This is a genomic window from Allobosea sp. TBD101 (assembly GCF_059817965.1).
The window spans coordinates 82,949-107,066 of the sequence record NZ_CM187543.1 but is presented as its reverse complement, the minus strand read 5'-3'; the positions used below and the strand labels follow the sequence as shown (position 1 = coordinate 107,066).

Here is a 24,118-nt window from a genome sequence, read left to right as displayed (position 1 = left end):
CCTGGCGCCTCATGCGCGAGGCGTAGTGGTTGGATGATCGTCACCGATGGAGGTGATCATGATGACCTCGAATATGAAGACCGGACGGACGCAGGACTGGCTTAACCTGATCCTCGCCGCGCTGCTGTTCTTCTCACCCTGGTTCATGGGCTATACCGGCGATGTGATGCCGGCGCGCAATGCCTGGATCGTCGGCGCTGTGCTCGCATTGATCGCGATCGCCGCGATTTCGGCCTTTGCCGAATGGGAAGAGTGGCTGAACCTCGCGCTCGGGCTCTGGTTGGTGGCCTCGCCCTGGATGCTCGGCTTCACGACCCATCTCCACGCGTTCTGGAGCCATCTCGTGGTCGGTTTGCTGATCGCGGGGATTTCGGCCTGGGCAGTGTGGGATTATCGGCACGAGCCGCACGCGACGGCCTGAGGAGCACGCTCTGCTCCGATCCGAAGGTTCCCGGCGCGCCCGAACTCCGCTGTGCGCCGGGGGCTTTGTCTGCGCGGAAAGCTCAAGCGATCCGCTTGTCGGCGGAATCGCAGAGGTCGTTCTGAATGCAGCGCAGGCATTCCGGGCGCAGCGCCTTGCAGGTGTAGCGCCCGTGCAGGATGAGCCAATGATGGGCATGCCGTCCGAACTCGGGCGGCACGGCCTTTTCCAGCCCGAGTTCGACCTGCAGCACGTTCTTGCCCGGCGCGATGCGCAGGCGGTTGGCGATGCGGAAGACATGGGTGTCGACGGCGTGGGTGATCTCGCCGAAGGCGATGTTGAGCACGACATTGGCGGTCTTGCGGCCGACGCCGGGCAGGCTCTCCAACGCCTCGCGGGTCGCCGGCACCTCGCCGCCGAACTCGGCGATCAGCCTCTCGCAGAGCGCGATCACGTTCTTCGCCTTGGTGCGGAAGAGCCCGATCGTCTTGACGTACTCGCGCACGGCCTCCTCGCCGAGCGCGAGCATCTTCTCCGGCGTGTCGGCGATGGCGAAGAGGGCGCGGGTGGCCTTGTTGACGCCTGCATCGGTCGCCTGTGCCGAGAGCACGACGGCGACCAGCAGCGTGAAGGCGTTGGTGTGGTCGAGTTCGCCCTTGGGCTCGGGATTGGCGGCCTGGAAGCGGCTGAAGATCTCGCGGATCTCCGCCGGCTTGCGGGCGCGCGGCAACGTGATGCGCTTTGCCGGCGCAGCCATGCGAGGGGGCCTGTTCCGCTGATCCATGACGGCGTTATAATCGTCGCATGACCACCGGCAAGAGCCTTGGCAGCGAGATCGCGGACGCGTCGCAGCGGCCGGTCTTCGACGCCACGATCACGCCGCATCGCTCGCTCGGCCGGAACGGCTTCCGCATCGTGATGACGCTGGTCTGCCTGGCGAGCGTGATCTCCTCGATCCCCTTCGTCGTGCTCGGTGCCTGGCCGGTCGCCGGTTTCTTCGGGATCGATGTCGTCGCGCTCTTTGTCGCCTTCCACGTCAATTTCCGGCATGCGCGCGCCTTCGAGCGCATCGTGGTGACGCCGCTGGAGGTCTTCCTGCGCAAGGTTTCGCATCACGGGCGCGAGACGGTCTGGCGCTTCAATCCGATCTGGACAAGGCTCGAACGCCAGACCGACGAGGATTACGGCCTGCTCGGCCTGAAGCTGGTCTCGCGTGGGCAGAGCGTCGCGGTCGCCGCCGCGCTCTCGCCGCATGAGCGCGCCGGTTTCGCCGATGCGCTGGGTTCCGCCCTGTCGAGCGCCCGCCGCGGGCCGGATTACGGGGCGCCCTGAGCTGTCTCCGCCTTGGCGAGCCAGATCGTATGGCCGCCACAGCTCGGGTCCTCGACGACATGGTCGATGACCGCAAAGCCGTGCTCTGCCAGCAGTGACCGGTATTCCCTTGGATCGAGGCTGCCATGATAGAGCGCCTCGCCCTCGAAGCTGCCGATCGCTTCGCCATGCGCCGGACCGCTGGTGAACATCAGAGCCGCCCCTGGTGCGGCATGGTTCGCGAAGACCTTGAACATCCCGCGCTGATCATCGGGCGTCAGGTGGAAGAACGAATCCCAGGCGATCAGTCCGCCGAAACGGCGTCCAAGTGCGAGCTTGCGCATGTCGGTGACCTGCCAGTCGCCCTCGGGAAAACGCTCCCGGCACAGGGCGATCATCGCCGCGGCGGAATCGACGCCGGTGACGGCATGGCCCTGTTCGCTGAAATGGCGAGCGATCGGCTGGCCTGTGCCGCAGCCGATATCGAGAATCGCCGCGTCGGGTGCGAGCAGGGCCCGGAAACGCGCGAGCCAGGGGCCTTCCATCAGCAGCTTGCCGCGCAGGCCGTCATAGGTGGCGGCATGGCGCTGGTAGAGATCGATGATCGCGTCGGCGGGAGAAGTCATGGCCCTATCAGCCCTCATCCTGAGGAGGCCCGCAAGGGCCGTCTCGAAGGATGTTCCCGGAGGCTCCTGAACCATCTGGACCATCCTTCGAGACGCCGCTTCGCGGCTCCTCAGGATGAGGCTGATCAGTGAGGACGATGTGGAGGGCAACCCCGCCCTTGCCAGCTTTCGGGTGGGAACGGCATGGTGGAGACCCTAGATTCGCATCATGACGAATGATGCGAGGCTCCCATGAACGCTCATGCTTCCATGAAAACGGCGATGACCCCGACGCGCTTCTCCAATGCGGTGCTGGCGCGTGCCGCCGAGGCCATGCCGAGCGAGGCCGATTTCCCGGCCGTCGCGCCCGGCTCGGATTACGACACCGTCCGGCGTATCCTCTCCTTCATCACCCATAACTGGCGCGAGCAGCCGACGATCGAGGCGATCGCGGAGGCCGCCGGCGCGACGCCGACCGATGTCCATCATCTCTTCCGGCGCTGGTGTGGCCTGACGCCGAAGGCCTTCCTGCAGGCGATCACGCTCGATCATGCCAAGGGGCTGCTCTCCGCCTCGGCCAGCATCCTCGACACGGCGCTCGAGGTCGGCCTCTCCGGCCCCGGCCGCCTGCATGATCTCTTCGTGACGCATGAGGCGATGTCGCCCGGCGAATGGAAGACCGGTGGCGAGGGCTTGAAGCTCTCCTACGGCTTCCATGTCTCGCCCTTCGGCGAGGCGCTGGTGGTGATCACCGATCGCGGCCTCGCCGGCCTTGGCTGGGTCTCGAACAGCGCCGATGGCGGCAAGGTCGTCGGCGGCCGGGCCGAGGCGCTGGCCGACATGATGCGGCGCTGGCCCCATGCCGATTACCACTATGATCCCGCGCTGACCGCGCCCTATGCCGGCCGCATCTTCGAGCCCAAGGCCTGGTCGCCGGAGACTCCGCTGCGGGTCGTGCTGATCGGCACCGATTTCGAGGTCCGGGTCTGGGAGACGCTGCTGCGCATTCCCGTCGGCTGCGCCACCACCTATGGCGAGGTCGCCAGCCATATCGGCAAGCCCAGCGCGGCGCGGGCGGTTGGCATGGCGGTCGGCAAGAACCCGATCTCCTTCGTGGTCCCTTGCCACCGCGTCATCGGCAAGTCCGGCGCGTTGACCGGCTATCACTGGGGCCTGACGCGCAAGCGCGCCATCCTCGGCTGGGAAGCCGGGCAGACGGCGGCCGGCTGATATATAGAGCGTGCCCGTGTTTCTCCGAAACCCAGGCACACTCTAGTTCTTTGTTTTATCGCATTTTCTTCACGCGAGCCGGTATCCACTTCGCTCGAAAATGCTCTACCGCCTACTTCCTGAGATACATGTCCCAGCAGGGCGCGAGCGCGATCCGCTCGCGCCCTTCGAGCGCGGCGGCGAAATGGCTGCGGATCATCTCGCGCGGCGTCGTCACCGGGCATTTCGGCATCAGCATCGCATCCGTCTGCCGGAGGGCCTCGATGGTCCCCGGCTGGAGGTTCGGCGTGCTGCGGCCGGGGTCGACGCCGACGGGCACGACGCGCGGCGGTGAGCGCTCCAGCAGGCGGTTCAGCGGATCGACGAAATCGAAGGTGAAGAAGCCGTTGAGCTCGCGCTTGTTGGCGGCTTCCCAGGCCTTGATCGCGGTGATCGCCTGCTGGATCTCGAGCATCCAGGTCGCCTGATAGTCGATCTCCGAATAGAGGATATAGGAGGGCAGGATGTCGCGCTGGATCAGGTCGCGATAGCCTTCCGGCTGCGTCGCATAGTGGTCGAGCATCGCCGCGGCGCGCGCGGCGATGTCGCGCTTCACGCTGATGCGGCCGAGGGGGCCGAGATCGGGCACGTCGAGCGCGACATAGGTCGCCGCGCCCATCACCGCACGCATGCCCCGCTCCAGGCAGATCACGGCACTCGGCAGCGTAACCGCGAGCGTCAGGACGAGAACCACGGGCCGCATGCGGTCCTCGCGCCGCTCCCACCAGTCGAGCAGCAGCGGCAGCAGGATCGGCCACAGCCCGATGAATTCGAGCGAGCCGGTGTTCTGCGTCTCGAACAGGGCGAGCGCGAACAGGCCGGCCGCGAACCAGCCGATCGGTGCATCGGCCAGCGCCCGCCAGCTGGTGAGTGTCGCCGGCAAACCATCGCGCCAGGAGGCATAGGCCAGCACGGCGAGCAGCAGCAGCGACGGCCCGATCACGTTGAACTTGACCGAGGCCACGGTCAGGAAGCGCGGCAGCAGCGTATCGGTGTTGAGGCCGAGCAGGGTCAGGATATCGATGACATAGGCGGAGCTCAGCCCCGTCGCGAGCTCCAGCACGCCCAGCGCGAGGATGACGAAGCCGGCGGCGATGACCGCATCGCGGAAGCGCATCCGCCCGCTGAGCGTGGCATAGCCGACGAGCAGCGTGCCGGAGACCGCGCCGGTGATCTTGGTCAGGAACAGCGCCAGCATCAGCGCGGCCACGAGCCCGACCTGCAAGCCGCGCCGCTGCACGAAGATCAGCGTGGCGATCAGCAGGTAGAGCAGCAGGGCGACATGGCGGTTGTAGAAGCCGTAGCCGTCGAAACCGGGCGAGGGATAGAGCCCGTGCAGGTTGATCGGCAGCGCCGCGAACAGCAGGAAGGGCAGGACGAGCGCCAGCGCCTGCGGCCGGGAGCGCCGGGAGACCTCGCGGGCGATCAGGGCCAGCACCGGCAGCATGACCGGCAGCAGTGCCCAGTTGATCAGCAGCATCGGCTGCGCGTTGGGGAAGAGAATGTCGAGCGCCGCGGCCAGGTAGAAGCCGAGCGGGCCGATCGGCGCGAAGAAGTCGACAGTGGGGACCTGGCCGAGCTCGATGCGTTGGATCGCGTCGAGATAGACGACCGTGTCCCAGGCATTCGGCCCGAGCGGCAGGCGCAGGGGCAAGATCAGGCCGGCGATGGCCGCCAGCGCGAAAGCCATGATCCAGGCGAGAGGCGAGCCGGCCACGCGCACCCTCATCCCTTTGCCGTCGACAGGTTTGCTGTCGACCTGGGAGTTCTTCCTCCCGATCTCGCTCATCGCCACGCCGAACCCTCCTGGTCCAGCCCGCTCTGTGGCAGAAAAAACTTACCAGCTACCTGACGGAAAGGCAGGCTCTCGCCGGATTTCGGCAAGAACCTTGACCTAAAGGCCTCGGCTTCAAGACGTGGTTACGCTTTGGCTTACCCGTCCCGGCATTGGCTCAGAGCAACCCGCGCCCGGCGAGGTAACGCATCAGATGCGAGGCGCCATAGGTCCAGGGCGCGCAGGCGTCGGTGCGCTTCATCCGGTTGACGAGGCTGCCGAGCTCGAGCGCGGCGATGGTGACGATGTCCCCGTATTTATGGGTGAAGCCGCCGCCGGGCGCGTCGCGATCCTTGATCGGCGCGAACATGGTGCCGAGATAGAGCGCCGCCCCGTCCGGATACTGATGATGCGGGCCGATCATCTGCGCGGCGAGATCGGCCGGGTCGCGGCTAATTTTTGCGATCGAGGAGGAGCCTTCCAGCCGGAAGCCGTCTTCGCCCTCGACCGTCAGCGTCACCGTGGTCTGGCGGACATGGTCGAGCGTGAAGCCGGCATCGAACAGGCGGATGAAGGGGCCGACCGCGGCAGCGGCATTGTTGTCCTTGGCCTTGCCGAGCAGGAGCGCCGAGCGGCCCTCGACATCGCGCAGGTTGACGTCGTTGCCGAGCGTGGCGCCGACGATGCGTCCGTCCGAGGCGACGACCAGCACGATTTCGGGCTCGGGATTGTTCCAGCTCGAGGCCGGATGCAGGCCGGCATCCGCGCCGGTGCCGACCGTCGACATCGGCGGGGCCTTGGTGAAGATCTCGGCGTCCGGCCCGATGCCGACTTCGAGATATTGGCTCCAGGCGCCCTGCTTGATCAGCACCTCCTTGAGATGCATCGCCTCGGGCGAGCCGGGCTTGAGCTTCGACAGGTCGTCGCCGATCAGCTTGCCGATCTCGGTGCGGATCGTTGCAGCCGCGGCCGGGTTGCCGCGTGCCTTCTCCTCGATCACGCGCTCCAGCATCGAGACAGCGAAGGTGACGCCGGCCGCCTTCACCGCTTGCAGGTCGAGCGGGGAGAGCAGCCAGGGGCGCTGCGGATCGCGGCCATCCACAGGCGTGTTGGCGAGAATGTCGGCTAACGAACCGATCGCCTCGCCCTCGGCTGCGCGCAGGGCTGCGGCCGGGTCGGCGCTCTCGCAGAGATCCCGGCTGGTGGGGAAGCTCCGGGTCACGTCGACGACCTGTCCGCCGCGGAGCGTCACCACGGCCGGGCCGCCGAGATCGGGCCGCCAGACGCGGCCGGCCAGCGCCGCCGCATCGGCATCCGCGGGCAGGGTCGTGGTCATGGCGAGGTCGAGACTGGGCATGGCGGCATCCACGGGCGGATTCGGGTCGGGAGCGCAGATCAGCCGGTTATGCCGGAATGTGCAAGCGAGAGGCCGGCGCGATTCATGCCGGGCCGGACCCAGACCTAAGGCGGATTGCGCCGGTCGTCATCGATTTGTCATTGAAATGTCGCCTGCGCTTCATGCTAGCTTGCGCACCAACGACAAGAACCGCGGCGGCGCCCGCCTGCGGAAGGGAGACATTCCATGAGCATCAAATCGCGCATCCTGATGTCGGTCGCTGCCTTCGCGCTGGCCGGTGCCGCGCCGGCCCTGGCGCAGACCGAGATCCAGTGGTGGCACGCGCTGACCGGCGCCAACAACGACGTCGTCGTCAAGCTCTCCGAGGACTTCAACGCCTCGCAGAAGGACTACAAGGTCGTTCCCGTTTACAAGGGTTCCTATCCCGACACGCTGAACGCCGGCATCGCCGCCTTCCGCGCCGGCCAGGCCCCGCACATCCTGCAGGTCTTCGAGGTCGGCACCGGCACGATGATGTCGGCCAAGGGCGCGATCAAGCCGGTCCACGAGGTCATGAAGGAAGCCGGCGAGAAGTTCGACCCGACCGCCTATCTGCCCGCCATCACCGGCTATTACTCGACGGCCAAGGGCGACATGCTCTCGATGCCGTTCAACTCCTCGTCGATGGTGATGTGGTACAACAAGGACGCCTTCAAGAAGGCGGGCCTCGACCCCGAGAAGCCGCCGAAGACCTGGCCCGACACCTTCGCGGCCGCCAAGAAGCTGAAGGCCGCCGGCTACGACAAGTGCGGCGTCTCGAACGCCTGGGCGACCTGGGCCAATATCGAGCAGTTCGGCGCCTGGCATAACGTGGCGCTCTCGACCAAGGTCAACGGCATGGCCGGCTTCGACGCCGTGCTGAACTTCAACAAGAGCCCGGCTTTCCTCAAGCACTGGACCAATCTGGTCGAGCTGCAGAAGGACAAGACCTATGACTATTCCGGTCGCACCAACAATGGCGAAGGCCGCTTCACCTCGGGCGAATGCCCGATCTTCCTGACCTCCTCGGGCTTCTTCGGCAATGTCAGGGCGAACGCCAAGTTCGACTGGGGCAATGCCGCGATGCCGTATTATCCCGACGTGCAGGGCGCTCCGCAGAACTCGATCATCGGCGGCGCTTCGCTCTGGGTGATGGGTGGCAAGAAGGCCGACGAGTACAAGGGCGTCGCGAAGTTCTTCACCTTCCTCTCGAATGTCGATCGCCAGGTGAAGCTGCATACCGAGTCGGGCTACCTGCCGATCACCAAGGCGGCCTACGAGAAGGTCAAGGCGTCCGGCTTCTACAAGGACAAGCCCTATCTCGAGACCCCGATCCTCGAGCTGACCAACAAGGCTCCGACCGACAACTCGAAGGGCCTGCGCTACGGCAGCCTGGTCCAGATCCGCGACATCTGGTCGGAGGAGCTGGAGGCGGCGCTGAACGGCCAGAAGTCGCCGCAGGCGGCACTGGATGCGGCGGCCGAGCGCGGCAACCAGATGCTGCGCCAGTTCGAGCGCACCGCGGCCCGCTAAACGCTTAGCTCTTGAAAACCCAAGGCCATCCCGGACACTCTCCATCCGGGATGGCCGTCTCGTTCCAGGGAAGCCGATGCAGAAGAATGCATACTTCAAGGGGCTGACGATCCCCTTCCTGCTGCTTCTGCCGCAGCTCGCCATCACCGTCGTGTTCTTCTACTGGCCGGCGACCCAGGCGGTCTGGCAGAGCTTCCTGCTCGAGGATGCCTTCGGCACATCGACGGAATTCGTCTGGTTCGAAAACTACCAGATGCTCTTCGCCGATCCCGGCTACCTCAAGGCCTTCATCAACACGGCTGTCTTCTCGACCTTCGTCTGCGTGTTTTCGCTCTCGATCGCGCTGCTTTTCGCCGTGATGGCGGACCGCCAGATCCGGGGCGCCGAGGTCTACAAGACGCTGCTGATCTGGCCTTATGCGGTGGCGCCCGCGATCGCCGGCGTGCTCTGGATCTTCATGTTCGATCCCTCGCTCGGCATGCTCGCCCGCGGCCTGCAATCGCTTGGCGTCCCGTGGAATCCGCGGCTCAACGGCAACCACGCCATGCTGCTGGTCATCCTGGCCGCGACCTGGAAGCAGATCAGCTATAATTTCCTGTTCTTCCTCGCCGGCCTGCAATCGATTCCGAAAAGCGTGATCGAGGCGGCGGTGATCGACGGCGCCCGGCCGATGCGCCGGTTCTGGACCATCGTCTTCCCGCTGCTCTCGCCGACGACCTTTTTCCTGCTCGTCGTCAACATCGTCTACGTCTTCTTCGACACCTTCGGCATCATCGACACGGTGACCGGAGGCGGCCCCTCGGGCGCGACCGAGACGCTGGTCTACAAGGTCTTCTCGGACGGCAAGGGCGGCTCCAATCTCGGCGGCTCGGCGGCCCAGTCGGTGCTGCTGCTGATCATGGTGATCGGGCTGACGGCGGTGCAGTTCCGCTTCATCGAGCGCAAGGTCAGCTACTGATGTCCTCCGTGCTCTGGATGGACCTCACTGCCGAGGAGTTGCGCGCCAAGGCGGCGACCGACACGATCGTCGTCCTGCCGGTGGCTTCGATCGAGCAGCATGGTCCGCATCTGCCTGTCGGCGTCGACACGATCCTGTGCAGCGGCGTCTGCAAGGCGGCGGCCGAGCGCGCCGGCGATGTCGACGTCGTCGTCGCGCCGACGCTCTGGTGCGGCATGGCCGAGCATCACATGGCCTTCGGCGGCACCTTCACCTTCGACATCCCGACCTATCGCGCGGTGTTGCTCGCCTTCCTCAGGAGCATCGAGCGCCACGGCTTCCACCGCGTGCTGATCGTCAATGGCCATGGCGGCAACATCGCCGCGCTCACCGCCTTCCTGCCCGACTTCGCCCGCGAGACACGGCTGCATGTCGAGGCGACGACCTATTTCATGCTGGCGCAGGACGCGTTCCCGCCCTTGCTTGAAGACCAGAAGGGCGTCCAGCATGCCTGCGAGGTCGAGACCTCGATGATGATGGTGCTGGCGCCGGGCTCGGTGCGCGAGCCGCGCCTGGCCGAGGCCTTCGGCGCCCGCGACGGCCTGCCGGGGCGGCCGACCGTCTCGCGCCACCGCTCCTTCCGGGAGATGACCGAGACCGGTGTGATCGGCGATGCCCGCCGTGCCACGCCCGAGAAGGGGCAGGCCTGCCTCGATGCCTGTGCGGACGCGCTGGCCGGATTGCTGCGCGAAATGGGGAGGGCCGCCTGATGGTCGAAGACCGCCGCCTGGGCGACGCGATCGCCTATGTCATCCTGACGATCGGCGTGCTGATCGTCGCCTTCCCGGTCTGGCTGACCTTCGTCGCCTCGACCTGGGACGCCGCGACCGTGATCAACGGCCAGATGCCGCTCTATCCCGGCCCGTATTTCCTGGAGAACTACAAGCGCATCCTCTTCGTCGGCACCTCGAGCACGACGCGCGAGCCGGTGATCGGGATGATGGTGAACTCCTTCATCATGGCGATCACGATCGCGCTCGGAAAGATCTTCATCTCCGTGCTCTCGGCCTATGCGGTGGTCTATTACCGCTTCCCGTTCCGCATGGCGGCGTTCTGGATCATCTTCATCACGCTGATGCTCCCGGTCGAGGTTCGCATCTTCCCGACCTTCAAGATCGTCTCCGACCTGAACATGCTCGACACCTATCAGGGCCTCGCCATCCCGCTGATCGCCTCGGCGACGGGCACGCTGCTGTTCCGGCAGTTCTTCATGACGATCCCCGACGAATTGCTCGAAGCCTCGAAGATCGACGGTGCCGGCCCCTTCAGGTTCTTCAAGGACACGCTGCTCCCGCTCTCGATGACGACGATCGCCGCGCTCTTCGTCATCCAGTTTATCTATGGCTGGAACCAGTATCTCTGGCCGCTTCTGGTGACGACGAAGGATTCGATGCAGACCATCGTCATCGCCATCAAGAAGATGATCGTCACCGCCGACGCCCTGACGGAATGGCAGCTCGCCATGGCCACCGCCATGCTGGCGATGCTGCCGCCCGTCTTCGTCGTCATCGCCATGCAGAGGCTCTTCGTGAAGGGCCTGGTCGAAACCGAGAAGTAATCCGCGAATGGCCCAGGTCACTCTCAGCAACGTCAAGAAGGTCTATGCCGGCGGCGTCGAAGCCGTGAAAGGCGTCTCCTTCGACATCCCCGATGGCGGCTTCTGCGTCCTCGTCGGCCCCTCCGGCTGCGGCAAGTCCACGCTCCTGCGCATGGTCGCCGGGCTGGAGACGATCTCGTCCGGCGAGGTCGCGATCGGCGAGCGCGTCGTCAACCAGGTCGAGCCGGCCGACCGGGATATCGCCATGGTGTTCCAGAACTATGCGCTCTACCCGCATATGAACATCTACGACAACATGGCCTACGGACTGCGCAACCGCGGCACGCCGAAGGACGAGATCGACAAGCGCGTCAAGGAAGCCGCCCGCATCCTCGCGATCGAGCCCTTCCTGGAGCGCCGGCCGCGCCAGCTTTCCGGCGGCCAACGCCAGCGCGTCGCGATGGGCCGCGCCATCGTGCGCAAGCCGCAGGTCTTCCTCTTCGACGAGCCGCTCTCGAACCTCGACGCCAAGCTGCGTGTCCAGATGCGCGTCGAGATCAAGAAGCTGCAGCGCGCCCTCGGCGTCACCTCGATCTACGTCACCCACGATCAGGTCGAGGCGATGACGCTCTCCGACAAGCTTGTCGTGATGAATGCAGGCCAGGTCGAGCAGATCGGCCTGCCGGCCGAGGTCTATCGCAAGCCGGCGAGCAAGTTCGTCGCCACCTTCATCGGCTCGCCGCCGATGAACATCCTGCCCGGCCTCGTCGACGGCTCCGGCATCGTCGCGCTCGGCGACACCATCATCGAGGTTCGTGACCTCCGCGAGGACCTGGCGGCGCAGGCGCCGGTCGAGGTCGGCCTGCGCCCCGAGGATGTCGAGATCGCCTCGGAAGGGCAGGCGGGCTCGCTGCCCTTCGATGTCGAGTTCATCGAGGAACTGGGCGCGACCCAGCTCTTCCATGGCAAGCTCTCGGGCCACCCCTTCGTGATGCAGGCGGCGACCGGGGAGGTCGCGGCGCAGGAAGGCCGGCTCTGGATCACTGTCGATCCCGACAAGGTCCATGTCTTCGACCCGAAGACGGGCGCGCGGCTGGGGAAGGGCTGAGGGGCGCATTTCGCGCTCTTCGTCATGGTCGGGCTCGTCCCGACCATCCACGTCTTCATTCGTGTCATGCGGTGTTCAAGACGTGGATGCTCGCCACAAGGGCGAGCATGAAGCTGTAAGCTCGGCCTAGCTCAAGCCGCCAGATCAGCCACCAGCGCGTCGAGTAGCAGCGCGCCGTCGGGCGTCGCCGCGAGCCGCCCGCCCGCACGCTCCATCAGCAGCTTCTGCTCGATCAGGCTGGCAACGCGCTTGGCGTTGAGCGCACGTCCGGCCAGCGCCTTGAACACCTTGGGATCGATGCCCTCGACGAGGCGAAGCCCCATCAGCAGGTACTCGTCGCCCTGGGCTTCCGCGCTGAGGCGCTCGTCCTCGACCAGCGCATGGCCCTCGGCCTCGACGCGTTCGAGCCAGACTTCCGGCCGCTTCTCCGTCGAATGCGCCATGCGGCCTTCGCTCGTCACCAGCCGGCCGTGGGCGCCGGGGCCGATTCCGGCGTACTCGCCATAGTGCCAATAGACGAGGTTGTGCCGGCACTCTGCCCCCGGCCGGGCATGGTTCGATATCTCGTAGACCGGCAGGCCGTGCTTGGCCGTGATCTCCTGCGTCGTCTCGTAGAGCGCAGCGCCCGCATCATGGTCGGGAATGGCGAGCTTGCCGGAACGGAACAGCCGTTCGAAGGCGGTGCCGGGCTCGATCGTCAGCTGGTAGAGCGAGAGATGTTCGGCCGCATGGCTGATCGCCAGCTCCAGCTCGGCGCGCCACAGGGCGGGCGTCTGCAAGGGCGAGCGGGCATAGATCAGGTCGAAGGAGTAGCGCTCGAAATACTGGCGCGCGATCGCGACGGCGGCGAGCGCCTCCTCGGCCGAATGCATCCGGCCGAGCGCCTTGAGATCGGCATCGTTCAGCGCCTGCACCCCGAGCGAGACGCGGTTGACGCCGGCCGCCCGGAAATCGCGGAAGCGCCCGGCCTCGACGCTGGTCGGATTGGCCTCCAGCGAGACCTCGCAATTGGGGTCGACAGCCCAATGCTCGCCGATGGCGTCGAGGATCGCGCCGACCGTGCGGCCCTCCATCAGCGAGGGCGTGCCGCCACCGAAGAAGATCGAGGACACCGTGCGGCCCGGCACCAGCGCGGCCCGGTGCGCGATCTCGCGGCGGAAGGCGGCGATATAGCGCTGCTGGTCCGGCGGCTGCAGCCGGACATGGGAGTTGAAGTCGCAATAGGGGCATTTGGCCAGGCAGAACGGCCAATGCACATAGACGGCGAAGCCCGCATCCGCGGTCGGATGCAGGATGGAAGGCCGCGCTGCGAGGGCGGCCGGGGCGCTCACGCCGGTTTCCTCAGGCAGGCGGCTGCCAGCTCATGGAAGGCGCGCGCGCGATGCGACAGGCCGGGCGAGCCATCGGCCGGAATGCCGTGCTTCTCCTCGGCCGTCATTTCGCCGAAGGTCTTCTCGTGGCCCTCCGGCAGGAAGACCGGATCGTAGCCGAAGCCGCCGAGGCCCCGCGCCTGCTCGGTCACCGTGCCGAAGACGCGGCCCTCGAACAATTCCTGATGGCCGTCCGGCCAGGCGATCACCAGGGCCGAGACGAAATGCGCCTTGCGTTTCTCCGGCGTGATCGCGCCGCGCTTGGCGAGTTCCATCTGCACCCGCCCGATTGCCGGGGCGAAATCCTTGCCCGGTCCCGCCCAGTTGGCAGAGAACAGTCCGGGCGCGCCGTCGAGCGCGTCGATGCAGATGCCCGAGTCGTCGGAGAGCGCCGGCAGTCCGCTGGCGCTCGCGGCGGCAACCGCCTTGATCGCCGCGTTCTCCGAGAACATGGTGCCGTCCTCGACCGGCTCGGGCAGGCCGAGCTCCCCGGCCGAGACGAGCTCGATGCCATAGGGCGCCAGCAATTCGCGCATCTCGCGCAACTTGCCCTGGTTATGGGTCGCGATCACGACCTTGCCGGTGAGGAGGCGGTGCTCCGACATCTCTTCTTATCCTCTGGAACCACGCCGTCATCCCGGGCTTGACCCGGGATCCATCGAAGAGCGTCCCACTCTACAATGGATCTCGGATCTCCGCTTCGCTGCGTCCGGGATGACGCCGTGTTCTATGACGATGACTACGCCACCGCCGCCTTCTGCAGTGTGACGAGCTGGGAGACGCCGCCCTTGGCGAGCTTCAGCAGCGACAAAAGCTCCTCCTCGGAGAAGGGCGCGCCTTCGGCGGTGCCCTGCACCTCGACGATGCCGCCGGAGCCGGTGATGACGAAGTTCGCGTCTGTCTGCGCGCCGGAATCCTCGACATAGTCGAGATCGATCACCGGGTTGCCGGCGACGATGCCGCAGGAGATCGCGGCGACATGGTCCTTGAGCGGGTTCGTGCCCTTGAGCAGGCCGCGCCCTTCCATCCATTTCAGCGCATCGTGCAGCGCGACCCAGGCGCCGGTGATCGAGGCGGTGCGGGTGCCGCCATCGGCCTGGAGCACGTCGCAATCGACGACGATCTGGCGCTCGCCGATCGCGGTCAGGTCGACCACGGCGCGCAGGGAACGGCCGATCAGGCGCTGGATTTCCTGCGTGCGGCCGGAGGGCTTGCCGGAGGTGACCTCGCGGCGCGTGCGCTCATGCGTGGCGCGCGGCAGCATCGAATACTCGGCGGTGACCCAGCCCTTGCCGGTGCCGCGCAGCCACGGCGGCCCCTTTTCTTCGACGGTCGCGGCGCAGAGCACCTTGGTCTCGCCGAACGTCACCATGCAGGAACCCTCGGCATAGCGCACCACGCCGCGTTCGAGCGTGACCTTGCGCATCTCGTCGGCGGCGCGTTTGGAGGGTCGCATGAAATATTCCTGTCTTGCGGGGAAGTGGCGGCTTGTAGGCGTTTGCGCCGCACGCGGCAAGGTACGGAGCAGTTCTGCCCCTTGATCCCTGCGCCTTGCATGACGACAATAGGACGAGAACGACGGTTCGCCTGAAAAGGTTCATGAGCGCCCATACGCCCCGCCCCGAGACGATGAGCAGCCTGGTCGAGACCGACCAGCGCTCGCGCGAGATTTTTCGCCAGATCGTCGACGGCTATCTGACGACGGGGGAGCCCGTCGGCTCGCGCAATATCGCGCGCCTGCTGCCGAGGGCGCTGTCGCCCGCGACGGTGCGCAACGTCATGACCGACCTCGAAATGGCCGGCCTGATCTATGCGCCGCACACTTCCGCCGGGCGCTTGCCCACGGAGAGGGGCCTGCGCTTCTTTGTCGACGCGATGATGGAGGTCGGCAACCTCACGACCGAGGAGCGCTCGCGCATCGAGGCGCAGATCAGGGTCGCTGCCAGCAACCGCAATCTCGACCAGACCCTGACCGAAGCCTCGGCCCTGCTCTCCGGCCTGTCGCGCGGCGCCGGCGTCGTCGTCACCACCAAGGCCGATGTCCGGCTGAAGCATATCGAGTTCGTCCGGCTCGACCCTGCTCGCGCGCTGGTCGTGCTCGTCTCCGAGGACGGCACGGTCGAGAACCGCCTGCTGGCTTTGCCGCCCGGCCTCCCGGCCTCGGCACTGAGCGAGGCCGCGAATTTCCTCAACGCCCGTATCCTCGGCAAGACGCTGGCCGAACTGCGCGGCGAGATCGGCGGGCAGCGCGAACTGATGGAGCGCGAGCTCGACGTGCTGACGGCCCGCCTCGTCGAAAGCGGCATCGCGACCCAGGCCGGCCCCGGCAGCGACCGCCATCTCATCGTGCGCGGCCAGGCCAACCTGCTCGACGATCTCCGGGCGCAGGAGGACCTCGAGCGCATCCGCATGCTCTTCGGCGATCTGGAGACGCAGACCGACGTCATCGACCTCTTGACCCGGGCCGAGGATGGCGACGGTGTGCGCATCTTCATCGGCTCGGAGAACAAGCTGTTCTCGATGTCGGGGTCATCGATGGTCGCCGCGCCTTTCCGCGACGCCGAGCAGCGCATCGTCGGCGTCGTCGGCATTATCGGCCCGACGCGCCTGAACTATGCTCGCATCGTCCCGATGGTCGACTACACCGCCAAGGTCGTCGGCCGCCTGCTCGACGGCAGCCGCTAGGCCAGCCTCGAGGCCCTGAGTTGGCTTTGCGGGCGGAAGCGGCTATCGAGCGGGCAAATCATTCCTTTCCGCAATTCAGGTGCGAGCCATGTCCGAGCAGCTTCCCGACCGTCTTTCCGTCAATCCCGAGAGCCCCTTCTACAATGAAGAGGTGCTGGCCCGTGACATCGGCATCCGCTTCAAGGGCGTCGAGAAGACCAATGTCGAGGAATATTGCGTCTCCGAAGGCTGGGTGAAGGTCGCCGCCGGCACCGCCAAGGACCGCTTCGGCCGTCCGATGACGATCACGCTCAAAGGCCCGGTCGAGCCTTATGTCCGCGGCAACGCCGAGGGCTGAGCCTTCTTGTCATTCCGGGGCTTCGCGTAGCGAAGGACCCGGAAACCACGACTGGGCGAGCCGCTAGTCGTGGGATGTCAAATGCCTCACCCAGTCGTGGGTTCCGGGTTCACGCCTGCGGCGTGCCCCGGAATGACAACGGTGGCTCAAGCCAGGCTCTTGTAGAAAAACGTCGAGCCGCAATCGGCGCCATCCGGCATCAGCGCATAGCGCGGGATGGTGCCGGCCTCGGTCCAGCCCAATCGGTTGTAGAGTCGCCGCGCCGCGCCGTGCTCGTCCGTGTCGAGTACCAAGAGGTCGCGGCCTTTTTCCCGCGCGATCGCCTCGGCGCGCTGCATCAGCGCCTCGCCGATGCCTTGTCGGCGCGCACGCGAATGCACCAGCACCTTGGCGATCTCGGCGCGGTGCGGCTGGTTCGGCTTGCCGATCAGGTGGAGCTGGGCGGTGCCGACGAGGCCGTCGCCGTTTCGCGCAGCCAGCAGGATGATCTGCCCGCTCGCGACGCCTGCCGCGACATCGCGCCAGAAGCGCTCGTAATCGGCGGCCATATTCCAGTTCATGAAGCCGACCGAGGCGCCGTTGGCGACGCTGTCGCGCAGGATTTCCGCCAGCGCCGGGATGGCCCCCTCGGTAGCCTTGGCGTCGAGCGTTTCGATGGAAGCGGCGAGGCTGGTCGCGTTCATGCGATATGTCCCGGAAAGGCGCCGCTTCTCGCAGCGAGGATGACGGCGTAGCGGACGGGCGCGTCGCCCGGATTGCGGTAGATGATCGGGCCGCGCAGATGCATCTGCAGGCAGTCGCCCTCGGCGAGCTCGTGGCGGATGCCTTCGACGGTGAGGTCGAGCCGGCCGCGCAGCACCCAGATCTGCTGGTCGAGCGCGGCGGCGCCCGTCGCATTGTCGAGCCTCACCTCGGCTCCGGCCGGAAGCTCCACCTCGACGATCTCGAAGCCCGACCCCGTTCCACGCGGCGAAACGTTGCGGCGCAGATAACCGCTCGTCGGATCGCGCCAGACCGGCTGGGCGTCGTGGCGCGCCAGCGGCCCGCTTCCTGCATTCTCCTCCAGCAAGGCCGAGAGCGAGAGACCGAGCCCGGAGCCGAGCCGGACCAGCAGCGCCGCAGTCGGGCTCGATTCGCCGCGCTCGACGCGGGAGATCATCGCTCGGCTGACACCGCTGCGCTCGGCAAGCACGTCGAGCGTCAGGCCATGGCGCTGGCGGGCAGCCTTGAGGCGCTGCCCGAGCATGCGGTCGATCTCGGTATCGTGGTCGAACTCCATGGCTGAGAATAATTCTTAGATATTGGAATTTGCAAGTTGCATTTGGAGATTTCGAAACTCTCCGCCGTCATCCCGGACAAGCCGTGAAGCGGCGCCGATCCGGGATCCATGCCGGAACCTTCGTTGGATACGCTCAGGCATGGATCCCGGGTCTTCGCTGCGCTTCGCCCGGGATGACCGCAGAGTTTATGGTCACCGGGCGAGCTTCGAAACGCGCAACCGCTTGGCGCGACGCGGCATCACTGCTATGGCGCGCGCATGAGCACCCGTTCCATCGACAATATCCGCAACTTCTCGATCGTTGCCCATATCGACCACGGCAAGTCGACGCTGGCTGATCGCCTGATCCAGCAGACCGGCACTGTCGCGGCCCGCGACATGAGCGAGCAGATCCTCGACTCGATGGATATCGAGAAGGAGCGCGGCATCACCATCAAGGCGCAGACGGTGCGGCTGGACTACAAGGCCCAGGATGGCAAGGACTATGTCCTGAACCTGATGGACACCCCCGGCCATGTCGACTTCGCCTATGAGGTCTCGCGCTCGCTCGCGGCTTGCGAGGGTTCGCTGCTGGTGGTCGACGCCTCGCAGGGCGTCGAGGCGCAGACGCTCGCCAACGTCTATCAGGCGCTCGACGCCAACCACGAGATTGTAACGGTCCTCAACAAGATCGATCTGCCGGCCGCCGAGCCGGAGCGCATCAAGCAGCAGATCGAGGATGTGATCGGCCTCGATGCCTCCGAGGCGGTGCCGATCTCGGCCAAGACAGGTCTCAATATCGAGGGCGTGCTCGAGGCGATCGTCCAGAAGCTGCCGGCGCCGAAGGGCGATCCCGATGCGCCGCTCAAGTGCCTGCTGGTCGACTCATGGTACGACGCCTATCTCGGCGTCGTCGTGCTGGTGCGCGTCATCGACGGCGTGCTGAAGAAGGGCATGACGATCCGGATGATGCGGGCCAACGCCTCCTATGGTGTCGATCGCGTCGGCGTGTTCAAGCCCAAGATGACCGAGGTCAAGCAGCTCGGCCCCGGCGAGGTCGGTTTCTTCACCGCCTCGATCAAGGAGGTCGCGGATACCGCCGTCGGCGACACCATCACCGACGAGAAGAAGCCGATCGCGGAACCGCTGCCGGGCTTCAAGCCGGTGCAGCCGGTGGTGTTCTGCGGCATCTTCCCGGTCGACGCCGCCGATTTCGAGGTGCTGCGCGCCGCGATGAGCCGGCTGCGGCTGAACGATGCCTCGTTCTCCTACGAGATGGAGACCTCGGCCGCGCTCGGCTTCGGCTTCCGCTGCGGCTTCCTCGGCTTGCTGCATCTGGAGATCATCCAGGAGCGGCTGGAGCGCGAGTTCAACCTCAACCTGATCTCGACCGCGCCGTCCGTGGTCTACCGTCTCAAGCTGCGCGACGGCACCACGCTGGAACTGCACAACCCGGCCGACATGCCGGACGTGATGAAGATCGAATTCATCGAGGAGCCCTGGATCAAGGCGACGATCTTCACGCCCGACGAATATCTCGGTTCCGTGCTGAAGCTTTGCCAGGACCGCCGCGGCATCCAGACCGATCTGTCCTATGTCGGCTCGCGCGCCAAGGTCGTCTACGACCTGCCGCTGAACGAGGTGGTGTTCGACTTCTACGACCGGCTGAAGTCGATCTCGAAGGGCTATGCCTCCTTCGACTACGCGATCACCGATTATCGCGAGGGCGACCTCGTGCGCATGTCGATCCTGGTCAATGCCGAGCCGGTCGATGCGCTCTCGATGCTGGTCCACCGCTCGCGTGCCGACGCCCGCGGCCGCGCCATGTGCGAGAAGCTCAAGGAGCTGATCCCGCCGCACATGTTCCAGATCCCGGTCCAGGCCGCGATCGGCGGCAAGATCATCGCCCGCGAGACCATCCGCGCGCTGCGCAAGGACGTCACCGCCAAGTGCTATGGCGGCGACGCCACGCGTAAGCGCAAGCTTCTGGAGAAGCAGAAGGAAGGCAAGAAGAAGATGCGGCAGTTCGGCAAGGTCGAAATCCCGCAGGAAGCCTTCATCGCCGCCCTCAAGATGGACGATTGAGCCGGCACGGCCTGTACTTCGTTCTTTCAGGAAACACGCCGTCATCCCGGACAAGCAGCGAAGCTGCGCCGATCCGGGATCCATGCCTAAACCGTTCCGGAATGGATCCCGGGTCTTCGCTTCGCTACGCCCGGGATGACCAGCGTGGGTGGGGCAAGCTGCGATCGATCAGAGCGCCTCGGCTCCGAGCTTCGCCTGCCAATGGGCGAGGCGCTCCTTCAGCACGCGATCCAGCACATAGGCGATATCCTCGTCCTCCAGCCTTTCCAGTGCCTCGAAGCGGAAGGCCTCGGGGCCATGCGCGTTCCACGCCGCCTGCATGGAGCGTTGGCGGTGGCTGCCATGGCGGAGCGTGAAGCGCAGCCGGTTCTCGATCGTGGAAAGATCGGGCGCGCGGCCGACCCATGTCAGCCCGGCCGCCTCGCAATGGAAGGCGAAGATGCCCGCCACCGTCTTCCGTTCCTTGTAGGCGGCCGTCGCCGCCCTCCTGTCAGCCATCTGCATCGGTGCAACCCATCCTTCCGTGATGGGTGTTCTAATAGTACCCGGATTTTAATAAGGCAATATTTTATCCGGGTAATTTAATCCGGTCAGCTGGACGGCCGCGCCCGCACCGCCGCCATGATGAAATCGGTGGTCGCAGCGATATAGGTCTCGATCGATGTGCCGCGCTTCCGGTACTTGGCGCGCTTCACATACCATTCCTGCAGCAGCGGCTTGATCAGCGCGGCGACGAGATCGATATCCGCGATCGAGAAGACGCCGTCGGCCGTGCCGCGCCGCAGGACCTCGGCGATCATCGTCTCGGTCGCGGCCTCGCTGTCGATGGCCTGCCGGCGCTCAGCTGCAGGAAACGACTTCGCCTCCATGAAGGCGAAGACGAACCAGGGCTGCATGACCTCGGTCAGGCGGATATGGCTCTCGATCACCCAGGCGAGATGGCGCCGCGGATCGCCGGCGATAGCGGCAGGCGGCGTCCCGAGCGCTTCCTGCGCCGCGTGCGCGACCTCGCCGAGGATCATCGCCAGCAGCGTCGTCTTGTTGGGGAAATAGGCATAGAGCCCGCCCATGCTGAGGCCGGAGGCCTCTGCGAGATCGCGCAGGCTGGTGGCGTGAAAGCCCTGCCGGTTCGAGAGTTTGAGCGTGGCCTCGACGATGCGCGCGAGATTGGCGACGGCGACATGCGGCTTGCGCACGCGGATGGTGTCGCGATGCCGTTCGAAGATGCGCTGGCAGAGCGCCTCCATCGAGAAAGCGCTGGCGTCGTCCTTTTGATCCGCCGGCTGCACCCTGTCCGCGCCTCTGCCTGAGCCAAGCTTCCGCTGTCGAAGCAAGCCTATTGCAAGCGTGGGTGGATCGCCATAAAAATAGCGAGCGATCGCTCGATTTTTGGTGGAGGAATCGCCGCGATGTTCGAGGATCTTTCAGGCCGGACGGCTTTGGTGACGGGGGCGTCCGGCGGGCTGGGGCTGCATTTCGCCAGGCTGCTCGCGCGACACGGCGCCGATGTGACGCTGGCCGCGCGAAGGCAGTCTGCGCTGGATCAGGCGGGCGCCGAGATCGCCGCGGCGGGCGGCAGCGCGAAACATCTGGTTCTGGACGTGGCCGATGCCGCCTCGATCGCGGATGCGCTCGACGGTCGGCATTTCGACATCCTCGTCAACAATGCCGGGGTCAGCGGTGCCGGGCCGGCGGCCGATCTCTCGGAAGCAGCTTGGGATGCGGTGCTCGACACCAATCTGAAGGGCGTCTTCCTGGTCGCCCAGGCAGTGGCACGCGGCATGCGCGAAGCCGGCCGAGGCGGCACCATCGTCAATATCGCCTCGATCCTCGGCCATCGGGTTGCCGGTGGCGTCAGCGCCTATGCGGCCTCGAAGGCGGGCGTGATCCAATTGACCAAGGCGCTGGCGCTCGAATGGGCGCGCGATCGTATCCGCGTCAACGCGCTCTGCCCCGGCTATATCGAGACCGACATCAACCGCGATTTCTTCGCGACCGAAGCTGGCCTGAACCTGATCAAGCGCATCCCGCAGCGAAGGCTGGGCCAGCCGGAGGAGCTCGATGGCGCGCTATTGCTGCTCGCCTCCGCCGCCGGCAGCTACATTACTGGCTCTACCATCGAAGTCGATGGCGGCCATCTCGTTTCGTCCTTGTGAGCCTCGCCATGGATTTCGAAATCTCCCCCCGCATTGAGGATTACCGCGCGCGGATCGCCGCCTTTGTAGAGCGGGAGATCCTGCCGCTTGAAGCCGATCGGTCCTCCTACGACGCCCATGGCAATATCGCGCTGCCCTTGCTCGACACGATGCGGGCCAAGGCGCGTGCCGCGGGCCTCTGGTGCGTGCAGCTCAAGCCGGAAACCGGCGGTGCGGGCCTCGGCAAGATGGGCATGGCCGTCGCTTACGAGGAGATGAATCGCTCGATCTTCGGTCCCGTCGTGTTCAATTCGGCGGCACCCGACGACGGCAACATGATGGTGCTGGAGGCGCTCGGCACGCCCGAGCAGAAGGAGCGCTGGCTGAAGCCGATCGTCGAAGGCAGGGTGCGCTCCGCCTTCGCCATGACCGAGCCGCATCCGGGTGGCGGCTCCGACCCCTCGATGATCCAGACCAGGGCCGAGCGGCGCGGCGACAAGCACATCGTCAGCGGCCGGAAATGGTTCATCACCGGAGCGGAGGAGGCGAAGCACTTCATTCTGATCGCCCGCACCTCGGACGATCCGCGCAACGGCCTCACTGCCTTCCTCTTTCATGCCGATCAGCCGGGCTGGCGCATCCTGCGCCGCATCGAGATCATGGGGCCGGAGGAGCATGGCGGCCATTGCGAGCTGGAGTTCGACGGGCTCGAAATCCCCGCCGACAACGTGCTGGCCGGCGAGGGCAAGGGCATGAAGGTGACGCAGGTTCGCCTCGGCCCGGCCCGCCTCACCCATTGCATGCGCTGGCTCGGCCTCTCCAAGCGCTGCATCGAGATCGCGCAGGCCTATGCCGCCGAGCGTTACGGCTTCGGCCAGCGCCTCGCCGATCGCGAGAGCATCCAGCTCAAGCTTGGCGACCTCGCCATGCGCATCGAGATCGGCCGCCTCCTGGTGATGAAGGCGGCCTGGGAGCTCGATCGCGGCGGCTTCGCCCGCAAGGAGGTCTCGATGGCCAAGGTCCAGGTCGCCAATGTCCTGCACGATGCCGCCGATGTCGCGATCCAGGTCAATGGCGCACGCGGGTACTCCAAGGACACCGTGCTGGAATGGATTTATCGCTATGCTCGTCAGGCGCGTCTGGTCGACGGCGCCGACGAGGTCCACAAGATGGTGCTGAACCGCTTCCTGACGCAGGAGGGGCGTGATTTCTGGCACTGGCCTGTCGCTGGTGAAGCGCAGGGCTGAGGCGATGGCAGCCCCAGCGCCCGCCGCCATCGATTTCGATCCGGCCGCGCTGGTGAGCCTCCTGCGGGAGCGTTTTGGTGCCGGTGAGTTCGCGCTTGAACGCATCGGCGGCGGCCAGTCCAACCCGACCTATTTCGTCGATTTGGGCACGCGCCGCCTCGTGCTGCGCAAGCAGCCGGTGGGGCCGATCCTGCGCGGTGCCCATGCGATCGACCGCGAGTTCCGCGTGCTCGAAGCATTGTCGAAGACGGATGTGCCGGTGCCGCGCGCCGTCCTGTTCCATGCCGATCCCGCCCCGCTAGGCACGCCGTTCTATCTGATGGAGCGATTGGAAGGCCGCGTCTTCCATGATGCCGCCCTGCCCGGCCTTGCTCCGGAGGAGCGGCACGGCCTCTATCTCGGCATGGCCGAAGCGCTGGCGAAGCTTCATGCGGTGAAGCCCGATGAGGTCGGCCTCGGCGATTTCGGCCGCCCCGGAAACTATTTCGAGCGTCAGATCGCGCGCTGGACCAAACAGCTGCGGGAATCGCCGGGCGAGCGGATCGGCGAGCTGGAGGCGGTCGCCGACTGGCTGCCGGCGCATCTGCCTGCGGATGACGGCCATGTCGCGATCGCCCATGGCGATTTCCGGCTCGGCAACCTGCTCTTCCATCCGGACAAGCCGGAGGTGATCGGCATTCTCGACTGGGAATTGTCGACGCTCGGTCATCCCTTGGCCGATCTCGGCTATTGCGCCATGCCCTGGCACTCCGCGCCCGACGAATATGGCGGCATTCTCGGGCTCGACCGTGCGGCGCTGGGCATTCCAACCGAGGCCGAATTTCTCGCGCATTATTATGCCCATGCCGTGCCGACGGCGCCGCTCCTGCGCTTCCATCTCGTCTTCGCGCTGTTCCGTTTCGCGGTGATCTTCGTCGGTATCGCCGACCGGGTCCGCGCCGGGACGGCCGCTGCGGCCAACGCGGCCGAGGTCGCGCCTCTCGCCCGGCGTTTCGCCGTGCGGGCGCACGAAACAATGGTGGGAGCCGAGAGGCTGTCCTGAGAGTCTGCTGCGGAACCGCGCCGTCATTC

Annotated in this window: 25 protein-coding genes; 14 read left to right on the top strand and 11 right to left on the bottom strand. The window is 66.0% G+C overall.

Annotated features, from left to right (window positions below; translation table 11 throughout):
• Positions 1 to 58: 58 nt before the first annotated feature.
• Entirely contained in the window at positions 59 to 421 is a 363-nt protein-coding gene (locus AC6RIC_RS00505; protein ID WP_499734698.1) for an SPW repeat protein, read from the top strand.
• A gap of 82 nt (positions 422 to 503) precedes the next feature.
• On the opposite strand, the gene nth is transcribed toward AC6RIC_RS00505, so the two are convergent.
• Positions 504 to 1,178, bottom strand: coding sequence for an endonuclease III (nth, locus tag AC6RIC_RS00500; RefSeq protein WP_454654218.1), 675 nt, complete (start codon positions 1,176 to 1,178; stop codon positions 504 to 506).
• 47 nt (positions 1,179 to 1,225) lie between these two features.
• On the opposite strand from nth, the gene AC6RIC_RS00495 reads away from it, so the two are divergent.
• The gene (locus AC6RIC_RS00495; RefSeq protein WP_454654217.1) at positions 1,226 to 1,753 is read left to right on the top strand and encodes a DUF2244 domain-containing protein; all 528 of its coding nucleotides are present in this window, start codon (positions 1,226 to 1,228) and stop codon (positions 1,751 to 1,753) included.
• On the opposite strand, the gene AC6RIC_RS00490 is transcribed toward AC6RIC_RS00495, so the two are convergent.
• Complete coding sequence (locus tag AC6RIC_RS00490) at positions 1,738 to 2,358, bottom strand: class I SAM-dependent DNA methyltransferase (protein WP_499734697.1); 621 nt, start codon at positions 2,356 to 2,358, stop codon at positions 1,738 to 1,740. The genes AC6RIC_RS00495 and AC6RIC_RS00490 overlap by 16 nt on opposite strands.
• A gap of 312 nt (positions 2,359 to 2,670) precedes the next feature.
• On the opposite strand from AC6RIC_RS00490, the gene AC6RIC_RS00485 reads away from it, so the two are divergent.
• Complete coding sequence (locus tag AC6RIC_RS00485; protein WP_499736669.1) at positions 2,671 to 3,567, top strand: methylated-DNA--[protein]-cysteine S-methyltransferase; 897 nt, start codon at positions 2,671 to 2,673, stop codon at positions 3,565 to 3,567.
• A gap of 112 nt (positions 3,568 to 3,679) precedes the next feature.
• Here the strand turns inward: AC6RIC_RS00485 and AC6RIC_RS00480 are convergent, their stop codons facing one another.
• Together AC6RIC_RS00480 and AC6RIC_RS00475 are read right to left on the bottom strand one after the other, a co-directional pair.
• Complete coding sequence (locus AC6RIC_RS00480) at positions 3,680 to 5,323, bottom strand: hypothetical protein (protein WP_499734696.1); 1,644 nt, start codon at positions 5,321 to 5,323, stop codon at positions 3,680 to 3,682.
• A 235-nt stretch (positions 5,324 to 5,558) separates the two neighbouring features.
• The gene (locus AC6RIC_RS00475) at positions 5,559 to 6,737 is read right to left on the bottom strand and encodes a fumarylacetoacetate hydrolase family protein (RefSeq protein WP_499734695.1); all 1,179 of its coding nucleotides are present in this window, start codon (positions 6,735 to 6,737) and stop codon (positions 5,559 to 5,561) included.
• Positions 6,738 to 6,962: 225 nt separating this feature from the next.
• Between AC6RIC_RS00475 and ugpB the strand changes: the two genes are divergently transcribed.
• From ugpB to AC6RIC_RS00450, 5 genes are all read left to right on the top strand, one after another.
• A complete protein-coding gene (ugpB, locus tag AC6RIC_RS00470) occupies positions 6,963 to 8,288 on the top strand; it encodes a sn-glycerol-3-phosphate ABC transporter substrate-binding protein UgpB (protein ID WP_454654213.1) in 1,326 nt (441 codons plus the stop codon).
• A 76-nt stretch (positions 8,289 to 8,364) separates the two neighbouring features.
• Positions 8,365 to 9,246, top strand: coding sequence for a sn-glycerol-3-phosphate ABC transporter permease UgpA (ugpA, locus tag AC6RIC_RS00465; protein ID WP_454654211.1), 882 nt, complete (start codon positions 8,365 to 8,367; stop codon positions 9,244 to 9,246).
• Positions 9,246 to 9,995 (top strand): creatininase family protein, encoded by a 750-nt coding sequence (locus tag AC6RIC_RS00460; protein WP_454654210.1) that lies wholly within the window; start codon positions 9,246 to 9,248, stop codon positions 9,993 to 9,995. The genes ugpA and AC6RIC_RS00460 overlap by 1 nt, the downstream gene beginning before the upstream one ends.
• Positions 9,995 to 10,843 carry a sn-glycerol-3-phosphate ABC transporter permease UgpE gene (ugpE, locus tag AC6RIC_RS00455; RefSeq protein ID WP_454654208.1) on the top strand — a complete coding sequence of 283 codons (849 nt, stop codon included), beginning with the start codon at positions 9,995 to 9,997 and terminating at the stop codon, positions 10,841 to 10,843. Before AC6RIC_RS00460 ends, ugpE begins: the two co-directional genes overlap by 1 nt.
• A gap of 7 nt (positions 10,844 to 10,850) precedes the next feature.
• Positions 10,851 to 11,930, top strand: coding sequence for a sn-glycerol-3-phosphate import ATP-binding protein UgpC (locus AC6RIC_RS00450; protein WP_499734694.1), 1,080 nt, complete (start codon positions 10,851 to 10,853; stop codon positions 11,928 to 11,930).
• 131 nt (positions 11,931 to 12,061) lie between these two features.
• On the opposite strand, the gene hemW is transcribed toward AC6RIC_RS00450, so the two are convergent.
• The 3 genes from hemW to rph all read right to left on the bottom strand — a co-directional run bounded on the left by hemW (position 12,062) and on the right by rph (position 14,756).
• Positions 12,062 to 13,261: a radical SAM family heme chaperone HemW gene (gene hemW, locus AC6RIC_RS00445; protein WP_499734693.1), complete on the bottom strand. Its 1,200-nt coding sequence runs from the start codon at positions 13,259 to 13,261 to the stop codon at positions 12,062 to 12,064.
• Positions 13,258 to 13,905 (bottom strand): RdgB/HAM1 family non-canonical purine NTP pyrophosphatase, encoded by a 648-nt coding sequence (gene rdgB, locus AC6RIC_RS00440; protein WP_499734692.1) that lies wholly within the window; start codon positions 13,903 to 13,905, stop codon positions 13,258 to 13,260. The genes hemW and rdgB overlap by 4 nt, the downstream gene beginning before the upstream one ends.
• A gap of 134 nt (positions 13,906 to 14,039) precedes the next feature.
• A complete protein-coding gene (gene rph / locus AC6RIC_RS00435) occupies positions 14,040 to 14,756 on the bottom strand; it encodes a ribonuclease PH (protein WP_454654203.1) in 717 nt (238 codons plus the stop codon).
• 143 nt (positions 14,757 to 14,899) lie between these two features.
• On the opposite strand from rph, the gene hrcA reads away from it, so the two are divergent.
• Positions 14,900 to 15,985, top strand: coding sequence for a heat-inducible transcriptional repressor HrcA (gene hrcA, locus AC6RIC_RS00430; protein WP_499734691.1), 1,086 nt, complete (start codon positions 14,900 to 14,902; stop codon positions 15,983 to 15,985).
• 88 nt (positions 15,986 to 16,073) lie between these two features.
• Positions 16,074 to 16,322: a DUF3297 family protein gene (locus AC6RIC_RS00425; protein WP_454654201.1), complete on the top strand. Its 249-nt coding sequence runs from the start codon at positions 16,074 to 16,076 to the stop codon at positions 16,320 to 16,322.
• Between the two features lie 146 nt (positions 16,323 to 16,468).
• Here AC6RIC_RS00425 and AC6RIC_RS00420 read toward each other — a convergent pair whose 3' ends face one another.
• Positions 16,469 to 17,005: a GNAT family N-acetyltransferase gene (locus tag AC6RIC_RS00420; protein WP_499734690.1), complete on the bottom strand. Its 537-nt coding sequence runs from the start codon at positions 17,003 to 17,005 to the stop codon at positions 16,469 to 16,471.
• The gene (locus AC6RIC_RS00415; RefSeq protein ID WP_499734689.1) at positions 17,002 to 17,601 is read right to left on the bottom strand and encodes a helix-turn-helix domain-containing protein; all 600 of its coding nucleotides are present in this window, start codon (positions 17,599 to 17,601) and stop codon (positions 17,002 to 17,004) included. Before AC6RIC_RS00415 ends, AC6RIC_RS00420 begins: the two co-directional genes overlap by 4 nt.
• Positions 17,602 to 17,859: 258 nt before the next feature.
• Between AC6RIC_RS00415 and lepA the strand changes: the two genes are divergently transcribed.
• Positions 17,860 to 19,665 (top strand): translation elongation factor 4, encoded by a 1,806-nt coding sequence (lepA, locus tag AC6RIC_RS00410; protein ID WP_454654196.1) that lies wholly within the window; start codon positions 17,860 to 17,862, stop codon positions 19,663 to 19,665.
• Positions 19,666 to 19,833: 168 nt separating this feature from the next.
• On the opposite strand, the gene AC6RIC_RS00405 is transcribed toward lepA, so the two are convergent.
• Together AC6RIC_RS00405 and AC6RIC_RS00400 are read right to left on the bottom strand one after the other, a co-directional pair.
• Positions 19,834 to 20,169: a GIY-YIG nuclease family protein gene (locus AC6RIC_RS00405; RefSeq protein ID WP_454654195.1), complete on the bottom strand. Its 336-nt coding sequence runs from the start codon at positions 20,167 to 20,169 to the stop codon at positions 19,834 to 19,836.
• An 86-nt stretch (positions 20,170 to 20,255) separates the two neighbouring features.
• Positions 20,256 to 20,912 carry a TetR/AcrR family transcriptional regulator gene (locus tag AC6RIC_RS00400; RefSeq protein ID WP_499736668.1) on the bottom strand — a complete coding sequence of 219 codons (657 nt, stop codon included), beginning with the start codon at positions 20,910 to 20,912 and terminating at the stop codon, positions 20,256 to 20,258.
• A 162-nt stretch (positions 20,913 to 21,074) separates the two neighbouring features.
• Between AC6RIC_RS00400 and AC6RIC_RS00395 the strand changes: the two genes are divergently transcribed.
• The 3 genes from AC6RIC_RS00395 to AC6RIC_RS00385 are packed head-to-tail and all read left to right on the top strand — an operon-like array spanning position 21,075 to position 24,089.
• The gene (locus tag AC6RIC_RS00395; RefSeq protein WP_499734688.1) at positions 21,075 to 21,821 is read left to right on the top strand and encodes an SDR family NAD(P)-dependent oxidoreductase; all 747 of its coding nucleotides are present in this window, start codon (positions 21,075 to 21,077) and stop codon (positions 21,819 to 21,821) included.
• Positions 21,822 to 21,829: 8 nt separating this feature from the next.
• Positions 21,830 to 23,047, top strand: coding sequence for an acyl-CoA dehydrogenase family protein (locus tag AC6RIC_RS00390; protein ID WP_499734687.1), 1,218 nt, complete (start codon positions 21,830 to 21,832; stop codon positions 23,045 to 23,047).
• A 4-nt stretch (positions 23,048 to 23,051) separates the two neighbouring features.
• On the top strand, positions 23,052 to 24,089 hold the full coding sequence (locus AC6RIC_RS00385; protein ID WP_499736667.1) for a phosphotransferase family protein: 1,038 nt from the start codon (positions 23,052 to 23,054) through the stop codon (positions 24,087 to 24,089).
• Positions 24,090 to 24,118 lie beyond the last annotated feature (29 nt).

Bases quoted from the DNA above. Each gene is read 5' to 3' on its own strand.
- AC6RIC_RS00505 (WP_499734698.1), top strand. From the start codon at position 59: ATGATGACCTCGAATATGAAGACCGGACGGACGCAGGACTGGCTTAAC.
- nth (WP_454654218.1), bottom strand. From the start codon at position 1,178: ATGGCTGCGCCGGCAAAGCGCATCACGTTGCCGCGCGCCCGCAAGCCG.
- AC6RIC_RS00495 (WP_454654217.1), top strand. From the start codon at position 1,226: ATGACCACCGGCAAGAGCCTTGGCAGCGAGATCGCGGACGCGTCGCAG.
- AC6RIC_RS00490 (WP_499734697.1), bottom strand. From the start codon at position 2,358: ATGACTTCTCCCGCCGACGCGATCATCGATCTCTACCAGCGCCATGCC.
- AC6RIC_RS00485 (WP_499736669.1), top strand. From the start codon at position 2,671: ATGCCGAGCGAGGCCGATTTCCCGGCCGTCGCGCCCGGCTCGGATTAC.
- AC6RIC_RS00475 (WP_499734695.1), bottom strand. From the start codon at position 6,737: ATGCCCAGTCTCGACCTCGCCATGACCACGACCCTGCCCGCGGATGCC.
- ugpB (WP_454654213.1), top strand. From the start codon at position 6,963: ATGAGCATCAAATCGCGCATCCTGATGTCGGTCGCTGCCTTCGCGCTG.
- ugpA (WP_454654211.1), top strand. From the start codon at position 8,365: ATGCAGAAGAATGCATACTTCAAGGGGCTGACGATCCCCTTCCTGCTG.
- AC6RIC_RS00460 (WP_454654210.1), top strand. From the start codon at position 9,246: ATGTCCTCCGTGCTCTGGATGGACCTCACTGCCGAGGAGTTGCGCGCC.
- ugpE (WP_454654208.1), top strand. From the start codon at position 9,995: ATGGTCGAAGACCGCCGCCTGGGCGACGCGATCGCCTATGTCATCCTG.
- AC6RIC_RS00450 (WP_499734694.1), top strand. From the start codon at position 10,851: ATGGCCCAGGTCACTCTCAGCAACGTCAAGAAGGTCTATGCCGGCGGC.
- rdgB (WP_499734692.1), bottom strand. From the start codon at position 13,905: ATGTCGGAGCACCGCCTCCTCACCGGCAAGGTCGTGATCGCGACCCAT.
- rph (WP_454654203.1), bottom strand. From the start codon at position 14,756: ATGCGACCCTCCAAACGCGCCGCCGACGAGATGCGCAAGGTCACGCTC.
- hrcA (WP_499734691.1), top strand. From the start codon at position 14,900: ATGAGCGCCCATACGCCCCGCCCCGAGACGATGAGCAGCCTGGTCGAG.
- AC6RIC_RS00425 (WP_454654201.1), top strand. From the start codon at position 16,074: ATGTCCGAGCAGCTTCCCGACCGTCTTTCCGTCAATCCCGAGAGCCCC.
- AC6RIC_RS00420 (WP_499734690.1), bottom strand. From the start codon at position 17,005: ATGAACGCGACCAGCCTCGCCGCTTCCATCGAAACGCTCGACGCCAAG.
- AC6RIC_RS00415 (WP_499734689.1), bottom strand. From the start codon at position 17,601: ATGGAGTTCGACCACGATACCGAGATCGACCGCATGCTCGGGCAGCGC.
- lepA (WP_454654196.1), top strand. From the start codon at position 17,860: ATGAGCACCCGTTCCATCGACAATATCCGCAACTTCTCGATCGTTGCC.
- AC6RIC_RS00405 (WP_454654195.1), bottom strand. From the start codon at position 20,169: ATGCAGATGGCTGACAGGAGGGCGGCGACGGCCGCCTACAAGGAACGG.
- AC6RIC_RS00400 (WP_499736668.1), bottom strand. From the start codon at position 20,912: ATGGAGGCGCTCTGCCAGCGCATCTTCGAACGGCATCGCGACACCATC.
- AC6RIC_RS00395 (WP_499734688.1), top strand. From the start codon at position 21,075: ATGTTCGAGGATCTTTCAGGCCGGACGGCTTTGGTGACGGGGGCGTCC.
- AC6RIC_RS00390 (WP_499734687.1), top strand. From the start codon at position 21,830: ATGGATTTCGAAATCTCCCCCCGCATTGAGGATTACCGCGCGCGGATC.
- AC6RIC_RS00385 (WP_499736667.1), top strand. From the start codon at position 23,052: ATGGCAGCCCCAGCGCCCGCCGCCATCGATTTCGATCCGGCCGCGCTG.